Origin of the sequence: Niveibacterium sp. (assembly GCF_041909475.1) — a bacterium.
GTDB lineage: Bacteria > Pseudomonadota > Gammaproteobacteria > Burkholderiales > Rhodocyclaceae > Niveibacterium.
In genome coordinates this window covers 31,521-44,224 of the sequence record NZ_JAYRDJ010000008.1, presented here as the reverse complement: position 1 = coordinate 44,224, position 12,704 = coordinate 31,521, and the positions used below count along the sequence as shown (strand labels likewise).

Sequence of the window (12,704 nt, the reverse complement as noted above, 5' to 3'; positions counted from 1 at the left end):
GACATTCGGCAGGCGGCAGGGCGGTCAGGGCATCCGACCGAGGTTGCCACACAGTCTGCCAACCACACTGCGGGCAACGAATTTCTAGCGGAGGTGGTTTGACTGCCATGTCAGGCGGCATCCAGGACGGGATAACAGGCTGGCCCCCAGTCCACTTCAGGGTAATCGAGCATCAGATCGAGGATCACCGGTACCAGTTTGCTGAGAAGTTGTCCGCAGTCTCGCAGTTGTTTGCGATTGATCTTGCTATTCCAAGTGGCACCACCGTGAATCAACTGGTTGCGCAGGGTATAGAGCCTATTGAATACCACTCCCAGCAAAGCGGGCGTTCGACCGCCAGCCAAGGCCTGTTGGGCGATCTTCTTTCCTTTGGCAAAGCGTGCAAGCCATTCATCCTCGCCCAGTTTGCCTGCTTGAAAATCCCAGAAGCTCTGAAAGACGAAGGGGGTGTCAAGTAAAACACGAATTCCGCCGGCAAACTCCTGCCACACCAGATTGTCGATACGCTTGCCGGTATCGAGCGCACACAGCCTTTCGAGAAAGCCCATGAAAGTCGCTTGCTCAGAAAGTCTGCAGCGCTCGTCGATCTCACTGGCATAGGCAGCATTAAAGGCAATCCACAGAAAAATAAAACGGCCATCGTCATCTCCTTCCGCTGCCGCCATTTCGGCTCGCTTTAGCCAGCTTAACGCCCGGTGCACGCGCAAGTTGAGATTTGCCGGGTAGCCTTCACGCAAGGTGCGGTGGCGTTGTTTAAGGGTATGGTGGTTCATGAGAGAGACTTATGGTTTCCGGCTTGCATTAAAGGATCTCTTGGATGTTAGCCGATCTACAATGCCTGCGGAACCCGATGTCATGCCCGTGGAGCGTCCTGACTGGCTGTCTCCGGACGGTTTTGCGTCGAAGCGAGATGGCTAGGCAAACCTTCAAGCATCTCGATGTAGGCCAGTCGCCCTGCCTGAATAACCGCGCTCAACTCCTCACGGATCATATCGACAATCGGTCCGCGCAGTTCAAGCAGTTTGCTGCTTAATCGCTTGGCATTTTCGCTGTGCTCACGCTCCCAAGCATCGGAGCAGGGGTCGCTAGAGAGGAACAGCATTCCGATCAGCCCAGGCTTTGCGCGTTCGATGGCTTGGCCGATCAATTCTTCAGCACGGCGGCGCAATTTGAGGCCTTTGCGCAAGCCGGCAAGATCGATCTGGGCTCCGTCAAAGCTGGCCATACTCGTGCTCGATTCACATAGCTCATTACCTTGGCGCGCGAAGAAGCCAAACACTCGGCGCTCGAAAGCTTCGTCGTAATTCAGTGCCAGCGTGCTGGATAGCGCCATTTGCGTGCTCGTGGCCATGTCGAACATGTAGCCGTCAGCCGTAACCTCCTCGATATCCATTTCAAACCGATCCCAAACTTCTTCGGCAACGGCATTGGCAAGATCAGGTGCGTCGTCGCGCAGTTCGCGCATGCGCTGGCGTTGCCGTTCAATCAGGCTGTGCAGTTGAGTGTTCACAATTGTTCTCCGTATCAGATTGGCCGACGCTACGTGTCGGTGGATACATGATGTTTGAACGACACGACAGCCGGTGACGCTATCGGTACGGAGCTTTTTCGTGATGACTAAAAAAAAGAAAACAGCCGACAACCCGAAGCGCAACTGCGCCTCGGGCGTCGCTCCTTTGCTTTCCTGAATATTCAGCACCAGCCTCGGTAGCAAGCTATTTCACATCGCTCGCAAGTTTTGCTGCTCGATCTTCTAGCTTATTGACCAGACTCGATTGCGCAGCCTTTTCGGTAGGAGCAGGCGAAGCTGCTTCAGCATGATCCGAGGCACCATCACCCTCCGGATAAAACTCCTCTACCACCGAATCTCCCTCGTCCTCGTTCTCTTCAAACGCACCGTTTGAAAAACCAAGCCGAGCAGCCGTTTCCAACGCAACCTGATCAAACCCCGCCGACTGGCGATCCGCCTCCAGCGTTTTCGCCTCCGTCAGAGCCTCCTCAACAGAAACCCCGCTGCGCACCGTCAGATCGACGTAATAAATCGGGGTCCCCAAACTTTGCCGCGTCGACTTTCCTCGCAACCGAAGTTCCAGCGGCAGATACGCCAGTCGATTTCCCGAAACTGCCTGAAAGTAGGCCAGTCGTGCCGACAAGGTACGAATGCTGTTGAACCCCGTCGTCCGGAAGACGAAACTCCCCAGCGGATCATCATCGCCAATCAGCACATTCAACCGGCCATAGGGTTTGCAGGCTCCGTTCTGCGCCAGCGTACAACCCTCCGGCGACGGACACGGCAATGACTGAACCCCCGACTCCGTCCGCCGCTTGCAGCTCTCACCGTTGCCGACACAGACCGGCCGACCGGTCCTCCGGTCGAACAGGGCATATTCAGCCCGGAAATTCAGATCGGGATCATTGAACAGCAGCCGAATCGGAATCGAACGAATTTTCCCGCCCTGTGCTTTCCGGAATCCTTCATCAAAGGGATGCGGCAGCCATCCATCGGCGCCCTGAACCTGGCTAGTGATGGTGAACTGGTCGTCCTTTTCCGGGAGACGTTTGCCAGCTTTCTCGACGACCTTACCGATCGAAATTCGTCCAAGAACGGGAGGTGTGATGACCAAACCTTTCAACATGATGTTTCCTCTCAAATAAAAAACTCCCCACCAGCACTGGATTACTATCCGGTTGCCGATGAGGAGTTAGTGGGTTGGGTACTGTTACGTAGGTTTTTCGGGAATGAATCAAGCGAGCACAAATCGCCGCGATCCTTGGCGCTGCATTCCGTAGGTTTTGAGCAAATCCGGTTGATCGGCCAGCAGTCGCGCCGTATCGAGCACCACGCTGTCTTTGGCTTTCTTCCAGGTAACTTCGCCGGTCTCGAAGATGGCGCGTGATGCTTCGCCCATGGCCTGTTGCAGGGCTTGCTTCAACTTCGCTTCCAGCTTCTCGGTTTCAGCCAAGGTCTGCCGCACACTGATCCAGTCGGCAAAGGTCGCTGACAGGTTACGGTCGGTACTGAAATCAACTGCGATCCCCTTGTCCTGGGGATACAGGCAACGCAATGCCAGCTCTGCTGATTCCGAACCATCTGCCGGCGGCGGTGTATCCGTCTCGACGTAACGCCAGAAGGCTGCTTCCAACTGAATCAGCCGCGCAATCAGCGCTTCATCCCGATGAATGCGATGGATCTCCAAGTGCTGACCACCGAGCAGAACAGCCACATCGGCAGCGGCCTTGCCGGTCACGACGAGTTGATGCAGGACCTGCAATTGAACGTATTCCGGCACGCCCTCTTTCCAGAGTCGGCTGCCGTTGATCCCGGCGGTTTTGCACTCGAGGATCTGAACGTCCTGTGCTCCAATAACCTCACGGTCGATATTGGCCAGCATCCAGTGCAGCTTCGGATCGGGATGCTGAAGGACCGCATTGATGCGTCGCACACGATTGCCAGAGCGCCGGGTGTAATGCGCTGCCACGATGGGTTCGAGGATGCTCCCCCAGTAAGCGGGGCTCTCCTCGTCGAGGGGATCAGTCTTGGGCAATAGGCCATCACGGCCAGTTTTTTCCAGCCAGAGTTCAAGCTGGGATTTGTAGGGATTGAGGCCAACGGCAGCAGCGGCATCGGAACTGCCAATGCCTTGCCGACGAACGTTCAGCCAATCTTCCCGAGGCAAGGCCTTGGTGCTGACCAGACGCAATGCTGGCCGCGTTGATTGAGTCTGTGAAACGGGTACTGAAGGTAATGCCATGATGATCTCCAGAATTTGGGAAGGAAATGCCTGAACTGGAATCCGCTCACGACCGCCAGTCGACAAAAAGCCCGGTCGGCAAACACCGAACCGGGCAGTCGAGGGGGAAGGTTGAGGACGATTGAGGCGGGTTGAAGAAGCTACAAGAAACTATGCGACCAGTTTCAGTGCCGTATCCAGCGCACGCTGCTTGATGACAGCACCTTGACCGAACCAGGCGGAGTCAAGGCGGTACTCAGGACTGCGAGCACGTCGTTCGTGATCGACATACTCGGTCACGGCGTTGAGGAGTCCCCAGGCCGTGCCTTTGGCTGCTTCCAGTTCGGCACCACGACCCTGGCCGTCGTAGAGAGATTGCACCTTCAAAAGCGCGCGTTCGTTGGACAGGTTCGACAGGTCAGAACTGTTGGGATCAACTTCACACAGCACCCGGAGGAAATAAGCCATCGCTTCATGGCTTTTTACCTTGCGTTGAGCCAGTGTCCGCATCCGATACAGAAAGCCGTCCCATTGCGAGACGGCAATACCGAGTTGCTGCTTGACTGCCTGCGCATCGAATCGGGTGTTGTGCGGCACCTTGATGGCCGAGACTGCTCCATTTACCGCGATGGTCAGCGTGTTGTTGCAGACGACCCGTACCGTGGTCGGCGTCGCCGTGGTCGCCAGCGTACCGTCACAGGACGTGGCGAGCAGCAAGTAGCCATGGACGACATCATTTCCCTTCAAGGCAGATGATTGACCGGTTTTTGCCAGTGCCCAGAACTTTTTTCCGTTCTTCAGCACCCCGGCGGTTTCCAGCTCATAGCCAGCGACTTCCGTCAGATCACGGTAGAACTCCAGCACCTCACTGGGTTGAACAACTTGGTAACGGTTGGAGACGACGGACAGGGCATCCTGCGTATCGGACCGGTAGAGCACTTTTTGATCGGCGAAAGTTTTGATGGAACCAAGCGGACCAGCCGATTCGGCCATGAAACGGACAGGGGTTTCGAGAATCCGGAAGGACATGCCGGACTGATCTGCCCAGACTTCAATGGGCTGCTGCGGCGTGAGTTCGTTGCCGAGGCCATGCCAGGGTGTCTCACTGACATAGGCCATCTGTTGGACTTGGTGTGCCATTTGAGGCTCCTGAAAATGAATAGGGATGACGGCAGATCAGCGGTCGCTGAACTCATGGCCGCAATCACAGCACTGAAAATTGCTGAGAACCTTCTCGTCGACGACATCGCCGACTTTGCCGCCGGCGATCGAACCGGCGGCCCCCCCGAGCAGACCGCCGAGGATGGCGCCGGCCAGACCACCGAGCAGCATGCCGGCAGGACCACCGACAGCACCTACCGCTGCGCCAGTTTGTGCACCGGACAGAGCGCCACCAGCACCAGTAGCGGCACCGCCGACGGCACCGACCGTGCTGCCGATTCTTCTGGCGGTATGCAGGCGATGGATGTTGGTTGAATGGCAGACGGGACATTTGTTGCGCATGGGTTTTTCTCCTAGAAATGAAAAGAGCCCGTTACCTCTGCGGGTAACGGGCTCTTGAATGGGTGGAAATAGGGGATTGAAGGCTAGGGTTGCCCAGTCTTCAGATTAAATATATGTAACCAACATGGATTCTGATGCAGGTAAAATCAATAATTAGCTGGTGTGCGGACGTATTACCTGCCGAGTCTCGCGACAGGCTCAATACCTTCCGTCACCGACGGATGCATAGACAGCCACTCCCACTCAATTAGACGCAGCTTTTTTGAAGGGTACTATGTTGTAATCCGCTCCCCCCTCTTCCAATAAAGACAGTAATTTTGCCCACTGGTCGAGCGCATTCTTGCGCTCATCAAAATAATCGTGCCGGTTGTATATTCCTTCCACTCCTTTCACCTTGTGGTTGAGGCACCGTTCAGCGACAAAGGCATCAACTCCTAACGCGGCAAGATGGGTACGTGCGGTGCGGCGGAAGTCATGAATAGTGAAGTTATCCATGTCCTGCAGCTTTGGCTTGATGTGTTTGGATAGCGCTGCATTGAGGGTATTCAGGTCAATGTGGGGAATCATTCTCTGTTGCATTTTTCGAGCGGGGAAAACATAGGCGCTGCCGCTCGACAGTCGTTTGAGCTCTTGCAGAGTGCTAACCGCAAGAGTTGGCAGAGGGATGTCTATGGCCATACTGGTCTTGGTTCTCTCTTCGGGCAAATGCCACACCGCTCTCTCGAGATCGAATTCGGACCACGGAGCAGCGATGAGCTCTTCTTTCCGCACTGCCAGCAAAAGAAGTAAGCGTACTGCGTAGTGATTCTCTATCGTGAAAGATCCTGCTTTCTCGCGCATAGCTTGAAAAAGCTTGCTGAGTTCTTCACGGTCAAGCCAGCGATCACGCGATTCCTCTTTGCCCCCCGCATCCGAGAGATCAAAGGCAGCGGCTGGGTTGTATTCGAGGACGTGCCGCTTAATGCCGAAATCGAAAATTCGCTTCGACCAGCGGAGGACATCATTTGCGACCGTAGGAGCACCGCGTTTCACGATGGTCTGCAACATGGCGTCGATATCCCGTGGCTTAACGTCTTCGGCCTTAATCTTTCCCAAGTTGGGTTTAATGTCATTCTCGATCCGGGACCGAACGATGTTCGGATGTTTCCAGCGACCAAGAATGATTCTTTCAAAATACTCATCGGCGAGCCTAGCCACCGTCCAAGCGTTTTTCTCGGCCTCGATCTTGGCAATGGCCTCACGCTTGCGCTCCTGTTTCTCACCAGCCACGTCATGGCCAAGGGCTACCTTGGCTGAAAGCTCTCTGGCCATTTCTCTGGCCTTGGCCAAAGAAACCGTTGTGTAGCTACCGATGTTCATAACCCTCGGTTTTCCGTCAAACCGATATCGATAGCGCCAAGTAGGACCATTGTCTCCTTCACGGAAGCGTAGATAGAGGCCGTCGCCATCGGAACGGCCTTCAAAACGCTCGCCGCTCTTGATCCACGCCCGAATTTGAATGTCTGTCAGCTTACCCATAACATCACCCCAGAACGCAAATTAGCATGTGTACCCAAAATTACCCCTGTTGCTATGGTCAAGGTACACAGATGGGTACACGAAAATCTTGCGCTTTTCTGAGACGCGATGCAACGGTAAAAAACAAAAAAGCCACATGGTTAGTGGCTTTTAGTGGTTTTGTGAAACAAGGTGAAACGCCGTGAAACGTCACTCCAGATTCTGAACCTGTTCGCGCATCTGCTCGATCAGCAGCTTCATTTCCAGCGCGATGCTGGAGAGCGCACCGGACACCGCCTTCGAGGCCATCGTGTTGGCCTCGCGGTTGAGTTCCTGCATCAGGAAATCAAGCCGCTTGCCGGCCTGGCCGCCGACCTTGAGCACGCGTTCGACCTCATCGCAATGCGTGCGCAGACGGGAGAACTCCTCCACCACGTCGGCGCGTTGCGCAAACAAACTGACTTCCTGGCGGATGCGGTCTTCGTCCAGCGTCGCGACGGCGTCACGCAGCCGGGAGGTCAGCTTTTCCTGATACTCCGCCACCGCGGCCGGCAGGATCGGCTCCGCCTTGGCAACCAGCGCGCGGATCGCCTGCACGCGTTCGAGGATCATCGCGGCAAGCTTTTCGCCTTCGCGTGCGCGGGAGGCGACCAGATCGTCCAGCGCCAGCTTCACCAGTTCGCCGGCGGTCGCCAGCAGGCTATCGAAATCCGGCCCCGTCTCGCCCAGCATGCCGGGCCAGCGCAGCAGCTCGCCGACCGACAGCGGCGCGGCATCGGCAAAGTGATCGCGCAGTTGCGCCTGCGCGGTACTCAGCTGATCGACCAGGGTCTGGTTGAGCGACAGCTCGGCCGGCAGTGCGGCGTTCGCCTGCCAGTAAAGCCGGCACTCGACCTTACCGCGCGACAGCCGCGCGGTTATCGCCTCGCGCAGGGCAGGTTCGGCCAGGCGCAGTTCTTCGGCCATGCGAAAGCCCAGATCGAGGAAGCGCGAATTGACGCTCTTGAGCTCAAGATTGAGGCGTGCGCGACCGCTTTCACGGGCGCAGACCGCATAACCGGTCATGGAATGGATCATCGGAAGCTTCCGCTGTGGCGGCCGTGAAATGACAAATTCACGCGGCCGAATTGCAGGGGTGGGACAAAAAGCTGAAAATCAAGGCCCTTTCGCCGAATGATACGTGCGCCCCGATGCCCGCTCAAGCAAACTGCCCGTTGCCATCCGGCTTTCAGCTGGAGCAGTACCGCATCGAGCAGCAGCTCAGCCTCGGTGGTTTTTCGATCGTTTATCTGGCGACCGACCCGGACGACATGCCGGTGGTCATCAAGGAATACCTGCCGAACTCGCTGGCGCTGCGCAAGGACGGCGAGATCGAGCCGCGCGTGCCGGACGAGCACCAGGCCGCCTTCCGCTACGGCATGAAGTGCTTTTTCGAGGAAGGCCGCGCGCTGGCAAGCCTGAACCACCCGAACCTGGTGCGCGTGCTGAACTTCTTCCGCGCAAACAGCACGGTGTACATGGTGATGGCCTTCGAACGCGGCCGTACGCTGCAGGACTTCATCAACAAGAACAAGGGCGACATCCGCGAAAAGTTCATCCGAGGGGTGTTCACGCGGCTGCTCAACGGCCTGCGCGAAGTGCATGCAAACAAGCTGCTGCACCTCGACATCAAGCCCTCCAACATCTACCTGCGCAACGACGGCACGCCGGTGTTGCTCGATTTCGGTGCAGCCCGGCAGACGCTGTTCAACGACGCGCCGATGCTCAAGCCGATGTACACACCCGGCTACTGCGCGCCGGAGCAGTTCCGCGACCGCGAACACCTCGGGCCGTGGAGCGACATTTATTCGGTCGGCGCCAGCATGTACGCCTGCCTGTCCGGCGCGCCGCCGCAGCGCTCGGACGAACGCATCAAGAAAGACCAGCTTGAACCGGCGCGCAAGCGTTGGTCGCAGCAGTACTCCGCCCAACTCCTGGACACGATCGACTGGTGTCTCAAACTCGATCCGCTGGAGCGCCCGCAAAGCGTGTATGCGCTGCAAAAGGCGCTCGCACGACGGGTTCGTCAGCCGCATCCTGGTGATGTGGTTGCCGCAACCTGGATCGGCACTCTCGGCACCCGACTTCGGTCTTTTATCTCGCGCTCATGAAATTCACCATCTATCAGGAAAGCCGGCCCGGCAAGCGCCGCTCCAACCAGGACCGCATTGCCTACTGCTACTCGCGCGATGCGCTGCTGATGGTCGTCGCCGACGGCATGGGCGGCCATCTGCATGGCGAGATCGCCGCGCAGATCGCCGTGCAGTACATCACCGAGAGCTTCCAGCGCGAGGCGCGCGGGCAGTTGCAGGACGAGATGCTCTTCCTCTCGCGCGCACTGACCAACGCCCATCACGCGATCCTCGACTACGCCTTCGACAAGAACCTACCCGATCCGCCGCGCACGACCATCGTCGCCTGCGTGGTGCAGAACAGCCTCGCGCACTGGGCGCACGCGGGTGACTCGCGGCTCTACCTGCTGCGCGACGGCCGCGTCGCCTTCCACACGCGCGACCACTCGCGCGTGCAGGTGATGGTCGAGCAAGGCCTGATCAAGGAAGGCGAGCAGGCCACGCACCCGTTCCGCAACCGCATCTTCAGTTGCCTGGGTGGCACGCACTCGCCACAGATCGAGTTCTCGCGCCGCACGCCGCTGTACGCTGGCGACACGCTGCTGCTGTGCTCCGACGGCGTGTGGGGCCCGGTCGGCGCGGAAGAGGCGATTGCCGAGGTCGATACCCGCAACATCCTCGAATCATTGCCGAAGCTGATGAACCGCGCCGAAGTGCTGGCCGGCCCGACGGCCGACAATCTGTCGATCGTCGGCATGACCTGGCACGACGATTTCGCCGAATCGCCGCCGACGACGATCTCGACAATGACGATGCCGATGGACAGCTTCACCACCAAGATGGAAGGCTTTGCCGCCGGCCAGGCCGCCCCGGCCAACAGCGAACTGAGCGACGACGACATCGAGCGCGCGATCGCAGAAATCAACTCCGCGATCAGGAAGTACACCAAATGACCAGTACCCGTCCGAGCGGCCGTTCGGCCAACGCCCTGCGCGAAGTGCGCATCACCCGCGGCTTCACGCGCCACGCCGAAGGCTCGGTGCTGGTCGAATTCGGCGACACGCGGGTGCTGTGCACTGCCAGCGTCGAGGAATCCGTACCGCCCTTCCTGCGCGGCAAGGGTGAAGGCTGGGTTACCGCGGAATACGGCATGCTGCCGCGCTCCACGCATACCCGCAGCGCCCGCGAAGCGGCCAAGGGCAAGCAAAGTGGCCGCACGCAGGAGATCCAGCGCCTGATCGGTCGCAGCCTGCGCGCGGTGGTCGACCTCAAGGCACTCGGCGAACGCCAGATCACGCTGGATTGCGATGTGCTGCAAGCCGATGGCGGCACCCGCACTGCCGCCATCACCGGCGCCTGCGTGGCGCTGCATGAGGCGCTGGACAAGCTCGTCGCCGCTGGCAAATTGCCCGCCAACCCGATGCGCGAGCGCGTCGCGGCGGTGTCGGTCGGCATCGTCGATGGCCAGCCTGTGCTGGATCTCGACTACGCGGAAGACTCGAACTGCGACACCGACATGAATGTCGTGATGACCGCATCGGGTGGCATTGTCGAAGTGCAGGGTACCGCCGAGGGCGCCCCTTTCTCGCGCGCCGAACTCGACGCGCTGCTGGCGCTCGCGGAACGCGGCATCGGCGAGCTGGTCGAAGCACAAGGGCGCGCGCTGGCCGCCTGATCCCGCTGTCCCGGTCCGTGCCAGGGCAGCGCACTTGGCTCGGCGCCGCGCCGCGGGCACGGTGCCCGAACGGGCAACCGCGCCAGCATCCGCATCAACGCTTTTCGTGAGCCTTCCACGATGAAACAACTTGTCCTCGCCTCGAACAACGCCGGCAAGCTGCGGGAGTTTTCCGCGCTGCTCGCGCCGCTCGGTATCGAAGTGCTGCCGCAATCGCACTTCAACGTGCCGGAGGCCGAGGAGCCGCATTGCACCTTCGTCGAGAATGCGCTCGAGAAGGCCCGCCACGCAGCGCGCCACACCGGCCTGCCCGCGCTGGCGGACGATTCCGGGTTGTGTGTGTCGGCACTCGGCGGCGCGCCCGGCGTGCAGTCTGCGCGCTTTGCCGGCGAGCCCAAGTCGGACGCACGCAACAACGCGCTGCTGCTCGAGAAACTTGCCGGCGTTGCCGATCGCCGTGCGCACTATGTGTGCGTGCTGGTACTGGTGCACAGCGCAGATGACCCGCAACCGCTGATCGCAGACGGCGAATGGCGTGGCGAGATCATCGACACACCTCGCGGCGAGCGGGGCTTCGGCTATGACCCACTGTTCCTGCTGCCGGATCTCGGGCAGACCGCCGCGGAACTGGATCCGGCGCTGAAGAACACGCTCTCGCACCGCGGCGCGGCCTGTCGTCACCTGCTCGATCGCCTCAAGCGCAGCGCCGGCTAAGGAAGGACTGAATAGGTGAGCGAGACGGATGCAAGGCAAGGCGCGGCGCGCGCAGCGACCAAGACATATCAAGTGGATAGGCGCGGGAGCAAGCCCGCCGCAACGCCGCGATGCGCCGTCGCAGTCATTGATTTAGTCCTTCCGTGAGCGGCATGTCGCAACGCCGGATTATCCCGCTCGTCGTCCGTCCGCCAGCGATCACCCGCGCGCTGCTGGCCGCACCGCCACCGCTGTCGCTGTATGTGCATTTCCCTTGGTGCGTGCAGAAGTGCCCCTACTGTGACTTCAACTCGCATGCGGTGCGCGACGGCATACCCGAACAGGCTTACCTCGACGCGCTGATCGCCGACCTTGAGGCCTCGCTGCCGCAGGTATGGGGTCGCCGCGTGCAGTCCATCTTCATCGGCGGCGGCACGCCGAGCCTGATTTCCGCCGCAGGGCTCGAACGCCTGCTGGGCGACATTCGCATGCGCCTGCCGCTTGCAGGCGATTGCGAAATCACGCTTGAAGCCAACCCGGGCACCGTCGAGGCCGGCCATTTCGCGGACTTCCGCAGTGCCGGCGTAACCCGGCTCTCGCTCGGCATCCAGAGCTTCGATGACGCCTTCCTCACGCGCATCGGCCGCATCCATGGCGGCACCGAAGCGCGCCGGGCGGCTGAGCTGGCCGCCAAGCATTTCGACACCTTCAATCTCGATCTGATGTATGCGCTGCCCGGGCAGTCGCTCGCGCAGTCGCTCGCCGACGTCGACACCGCCCTGGGTTTCAAGCCGCCGCACCTCTCCTGCTATCACCTGACGATGGAACCGAACACTGCCTTCGGCGCCAACCCGCCGGCCGACCTGCCAGACGACGATACCGGCGCCGACATGCAAGAGGCGATCGAGGCCCGGCTTGCACAGGCCGGCTACCAGCACTACGAAACGTCCGCCTTCGCGCAAGCGGGTCACCGCTGCCGCCACAATCTGAATTACTGGGGTTTTGGCGACTATCTGGGCATCGGCGCTGGCGCGCACGGAAAGCTGTCGTCACACACGGGCATCGTGCGCGAGATGCGGCACAAGCATCCAAACGCCTATCTCGACGGTGTCGCGAAGGGCTCGGCAGTGCAGGAGCGGCGAGAAGTCGGCACCGAAGACCTGTCGTTCGAATTCATGATGAATGCACTGCGCCTGACCGATGGCGTACCAGCAGCGCTGTTTGCGGAGCGAACCGGCCTGCCGCTGGCGGCCATCGAGGCCACGCTGGTGCAGGCGCGCCGCGACGGCCTGCTGGAACCGGACGGCGAACGCCTGCGCCCGAGCGCCAAGGGCCAGCGCTTCCTGAACAGCTTGCTTGAACGTTTCCTGCCTGAGGTCAACAACGCGGCGGAATGATTGCTGTCCGTGCAGCTTGCCACCGACAGCCGTCACACAAGCTCGCTAGCATCGCGTCTTTGCCTGCCGGCCACACTGGCTGTCGGCCCCTGTTGGT

Annotated in this window: 13 protein-coding genes; 6 read left to right on the top strand and 7 right to left on the bottom strand. The window is 59.7% G+C overall.

Annotation, left to right across the window (positions count from 1 at the left end; all coding sequences use genetic code 11):
• Window positions 1–110: 110 nt before the first annotated feature.
• From ACE3P0_RS07730 to ACE3P0_RS07710, 5 genes are all read right to left on the bottom strand, one after another.
• Complete coding sequence (locus tag ACE3P0_RS07730; protein WP_374401522.1) at window positions 111–773, bottom strand: hypothetical protein; 663 nt, start codon at window positions 771–773, stop codon at window positions 111–113.
• 80 nt (window positions 774–853) lie between these two features.
• Window positions 854–1,699, bottom strand: coding sequence for a hypothetical protein (locus ACE3P0_RS07725; RefSeq protein ID WP_374401520.1), 846 nt, complete (start codon window positions 1,697–1,699; stop codon window positions 854–856).
• Window positions 1,700–1,715: 16 nt separating this feature from the next.
• Complete coding sequence (locus ACE3P0_RS07720) at window positions 1,716–2,636, bottom strand: hydrolase or metal-binding protein (protein WP_374401518.1); 921 nt, start codon at window positions 2,634–2,636, stop codon at window positions 1,716–1,718.
• 108 nt (window positions 2,637–2,744) lie between these two features.
• A complete protein-coding gene (locus ACE3P0_RS07715) occupies window positions 2,745–3,752 on the bottom strand; it encodes a YqaJ viral recombinase family protein (RefSeq protein WP_374401517.1) in 1,008 nt (335 codons plus the stop codon).
• A gap of 150 nt (window positions 3,753–3,902) precedes the next feature.
• Window positions 3,903–4,871 carry a DUF932 domain-containing protein gene (locus ACE3P0_RS07710; protein ID WP_374401515.1) on the bottom strand — a complete coding sequence of 323 codons (969 nt, stop codon included), beginning with the start codon at window positions 4,869–4,871 and terminating at the stop codon, window positions 3,903–3,905.
• Between the two features lie 54 nt (window positions 4,872–4,925).
• On the opposite strand from ACE3P0_RS07710, the gene ACE3P0_RS07705 reads away from it, so the two are divergent.
• Window positions 4,926–5,207 (top strand): hypothetical protein, encoded by a 282-nt coding sequence (locus tag ACE3P0_RS07705; protein ID WP_374401513.1) that lies wholly within the window; start codon window positions 4,926–4,928, stop codon window positions 5,205–5,207.
• 270 nt (window positions 5,208–5,477) lie between these two features.
• On the opposite strand, the gene ACE3P0_RS07700 is transcribed toward ACE3P0_RS07705, so the two are convergent.
• Both ACE3P0_RS07700 and ACE3P0_RS07695 read right to left on the bottom strand, forming a co-directional pair.
• Entirely contained in the window at window positions 5,478–6,752 is a 1,275-nt protein-coding gene (locus ACE3P0_RS07700; RefSeq protein WP_374401511.1) for a tyrosine-type recombinase/integrase, read from the bottom strand.
• 189 nt (window positions 6,753–6,941) lie between these two features.
• On the bottom strand, window positions 6,942–7,808 hold the full coding sequence (locus ACE3P0_RS07695) for a YicC/YloC family endoribonuclease (RefSeq protein WP_374401509.1): 867 nt from the start codon (window positions 7,806–7,808) through the stop codon (window positions 6,942–6,944).
• Window positions 7,809–7,921: 113 nt separating this feature from the next.
• On the opposite strand from ACE3P0_RS07695, the gene ACE3P0_RS07690 reads away from it, so the two are divergent.
• The 5 genes from ACE3P0_RS07690 to hemW all read left to right on the top strand — a co-directional run bounded on the left by ACE3P0_RS07690 (window position 7,922) and on the right by hemW (window position 12,607).
• On the top strand, window positions 7,922–8,881 hold the full coding sequence (locus tag ACE3P0_RS07690) for a serine/threonine-protein kinase (protein WP_172201540.1): 960 nt from the start codon (window positions 7,922–7,924) through the stop codon (window positions 8,879–8,881).
• Window positions 8,878–9,795 carry a PP2C family serine/threonine-protein phosphatase gene (locus tag ACE3P0_RS07685; protein WP_172201542.1) on the top strand — a complete coding sequence of 306 codons (918 nt, stop codon included), beginning with the start codon at window positions 8,878–8,880 and terminating at the stop codon, window positions 9,793–9,795. Before ACE3P0_RS07690 ends, ACE3P0_RS07685 begins: the two co-directional genes overlap by 4 nt.
• On the top strand, window positions 9,792–10,517 hold the full coding sequence (rph, locus tag ACE3P0_RS07680; RefSeq protein WP_374401506.1) for a ribonuclease PH: 726 nt from the start codon (window positions 9,792–9,794) through the stop codon (window positions 10,515–10,517). Before ACE3P0_RS07685 ends, rph begins: the two co-directional genes overlap by 4 nt.
• Window positions 10,518–10,637: 120 nt before the next feature.
• Window positions 10,638–11,231, top strand: coding sequence for an RdgB/HAM1 family non-canonical purine NTP pyrophosphatase (gene rdgB, locus ACE3P0_RS07675; RefSeq protein WP_374401504.1), 594 nt, complete (start codon window positions 10,638–10,640; stop codon window positions 11,229–11,231).
• 152 nt (window positions 11,232–11,383) lie between these two features.
• Window positions 11,384–12,607 carry a radical SAM family heme chaperone HemW gene (gene hemW / locus ACE3P0_RS07670; RefSeq protein WP_374401502.1) on the top strand — a complete coding sequence of 408 codons (1,224 nt, stop codon included), beginning with the start codon at window positions 11,384–11,386 and terminating at the stop codon, window positions 12,605–12,607.
• The last annotated feature ends 97 nt before the right edge of the window (window positions 12,608–12,704 follow it).